The sequence below is a fragment of the Phenylobacterium sp. genome, from assembly GCF_031360265.1.
In the GTDB taxonomy this organism is placed as follows: Bacteria; Pseudomonadota; Alphaproteobacteria; order Caulobacterales; family Caulobacteraceae; genus Phenylobacterium.
In genome coordinates this window covers 1-2,457 of the sequence record NZ_JANMBF010000098.1, presented here as the reverse complement: position 1 = coordinate 2,457, position 2,457 = coordinate 1, and the positions used below count along the sequence as shown (strand labels likewise).

Here is a 2,457-nt window from a genome sequence, read left to right as displayed (position 1 = left end):
CACGCCGATCGCCATGGACATGGGCCTGCGCTTCACGATCCGCGAAGGCGGCCGCACCGTCGGCGCCGGCGTCGTCTCCAAGATCGTCAAGTAGGGCGCGAGCCTTACAGAACCACGGACAAAGGCCGTCGGGGCGACCCGACGGCCTTTTGCTTGGACGCCTCCCAGAGTTTGGCGGATGACCGAAAAGTCATGACCGCGAATTAAGCTGCTTCCCTGCGGGCGGGAGCCTAGTTTCCGTCCTGATCTGGATGGGGCTTTGACGATGCGACACTCATTTGCGCTTGGCGCCGCCGTGGCCGCCTTGGGTGTGGCCGGCGCGGCTCACGCGGCGTCGGTCGAAATCCGTGACGCGGTGGCCCGCGTAACCATGATTCCAGAGGACCGGGGCGACGTGAAAGTCGAGTTTCTCACCACCAACGCCGATCTGCCGCTCAGTGTGCACGTGACGGGCGGCGACACCATTATCGACGGCGGCCTGGACCGGCGGATCAGCGGCTGCCACCAGCGCCATGAGTCCTCCGTCGCTCGCGTGCGTGGGGTGGGCCAGGTCAGATACGAAAACGTGCCCCAGGTGGTGGTGCGGACACCCAAGGCCGTGATCGTGCGGGCCAACGGGGTGGTCTTCGGCACGATCGGCCGCTCCGCCAGCCTGGATATGAACAACTCCGGATGCAGCAGCTGGACCGTGGCTGATGTTGCCGGGGCGGTCGTGATCGAGGACTCAGGCGCGGGCTCGGTGAAGATGGGCACGTCGGGCCGCCTCGACGTAAGGCTCTCCGGCGCCGGTGAAATCCACGCCACCCGGATCCGTCAGGGTTTGGAGGCCTCGCTCTCCGGCGTCGGCAGCGTCAGCGTCGACGACCTGGCGGGGCCTGTGGGCGCGAGGGTCTCTGGTGTCGGCAAGATCCGGGTGGCCGACGGTCACGCCGACGCCGTGCGCGCATCGGTTTCCGGCCTGGGTTCCATCGAGCTGGGCGGCGTCGCCCAAAGTCTCGACGCCTCGATCTCGGGCCTCGGCAACATCCGCGTGAGACAAGTTACCGGCTCGGTCAGCAAGTCCGTGACCGGCGGCGGCCACGTGACCATCGGCGGCCGGCCCTAGGGACCCGCGACAATTCAAGGCATGGAGATCCAAATGCGCCTCACCCCGATGCTTCTCGCCGTCGCGGCCAGCCTGACGGCCGCCGGCGCGGCCAGCGCCGCCTCCGTCGAGGTCAAGGACGCGGTGGTTCGCGTCACTGTGATCCCCGAGACCCGCGGCGACGTGAAGGTCGAAATCATTGCGCCCAACCCCAAGCTGCCGCTGACGGTGCGTAGCTTCGGCGGCCGGACCATCGTCGACGGCGGTCTCAATCACAAGATCCGTGACTGCCGCGGCAAAGGCGAGCGTACATCCGTCCATGTCCGGGGCGTGGGCGACGTCGGTTGGGCCGACATGCCGCAGATCGTCATCCGCACCCCCCGCGACGTGGATGTAGACACCGGCGGCGCGGTTTGGGGCACAGTCGGGCGTTCCGCCAGCCTGAACCTCGGCAACGCCGGCTGCGGCGACTGGACGGTCGGCAATGTCGAAGGCCGCATGCGGATCAGCCAGGCAGGGTCCGGCGACACCCACGCCGGGACGGCAGGCGAGGCCAAGGTCCGCGTCGCGGGCTCCGGCGACACCCAGATCGCCGACGTGAAGGGTGGGCTGGCGGTGGATATCGCCGGCTCCGGCGACGTCTCCGTCGTTTCGGTTTCCGGGCCAGTGGACGTGCATGTGGCGGGTTCGGGCGGCGTCCGGATCGCCGGCGGGACGGCCACCGGCTTCGATGTGGCGGTGGCTGGCTCCGGCGATGTGCATTTCGGGGGTACGGCGACAAACCTGAAAGCCCGCATCATGGGCTCAGGCGACGTCCACGTGCGTGAGGTGACCGGCCATATCTCGAAGACGGTCATGGGCTCCGGCGGCGTCAGCGTCGGGAACTGAAGGCCGCGGCCTGCCGCGGTCGAAATGCATTCGCCCCGCCCTTGACGCGAACGAGTCGAGTCGGTAGTAACCCGCCTCCTGTTGGACCGGCTGTAGCTCTTCGGAGTTAGACGCGGCTCGCAGAACGAGTTGGGGCAGCGCCTTCATCGGCGCCCCGGCAAAGGCCCACGCGGAATAGCGCGCGGGCCCTAAATCGTTTTAGCGGACTTACGCGTACGGGCTCTCATCTGAGAGTTCGGGTTGGTCTTTGAAATGGTCGAGATCACGCGGACGGTTCGTCGTCTGTAGGGAACGAAAAGAGCGATATGGATCGTCAGAATATCCGCATCCGCCTCAAGGCGTTCGACCACCGCGTGCTGGACCATTCCACGCGCGAGATCGTCAACACCGCCAAGCGGACCGGCGCGACTGTGCGCGGGCCCATCCCGCTGCCGACGCGCATTGAAAAATTCACCGTCAACCGTTCGCCGCACATCGACAAGAAG

General features: G+C 67.0%; 4 protein-coding genes. All 4 read left to right on the top strand.

The window, feature by feature from the left end:
- Positions 1-94, top strand: a 94-nt coding sequence (locus RMN86_RS08425) for a hypothetical protein (protein WP_309605387.1), incomplete at its 5' end; no start/stop codon positions are given.
- A gap of 171 nt (positions 95-265) precedes the next feature.
- Positions 266-1,105, top strand: coding sequence for a GIN domain-containing protein (locus tag RMN86_RS08420; RefSeq protein WP_309605386.1), 840 nt, complete (start codon positions 266-268; stop codon positions 1,103-1,105).
- Between the two features lie 33 nt (positions 1,106-1,138).
- The gene (locus tag RMN86_RS08415; RefSeq protein WP_309605385.1) at positions 1,139-1,972 is read left to right on the top strand and encodes a GIN domain-containing protein; all 834 of its coding nucleotides are present in this window, start codon (positions 1,139-1,141) and stop codon (positions 1,970-1,972) included.
- 305 nt (positions 1,973-2,277) lie between these two features.
- On the top strand, positions 2,278-2,457 hold a 180-nt coding region (rpsJ, locus tag RMN86_RS08410), incomplete at its 3' end, for a 30S ribosomal protein S10 (protein WP_309605384.1).

Coding starts and splice junctions, on each gene's coding strand:
- RMN86_RS08415 (WP_309605385.1), top strand. CDS start 1,139: ATGCGCCTCACCCCGATGCTTCTCGCCGTCGCGGCCAGCCTGACGGCC.
- RMN86_RS08420 (WP_309605386.1), top strand. CDS start 266: ATGCGACACTCATTTGCGCTTGGCGCCGCCGTGGCCGCCTTGGGTGTG.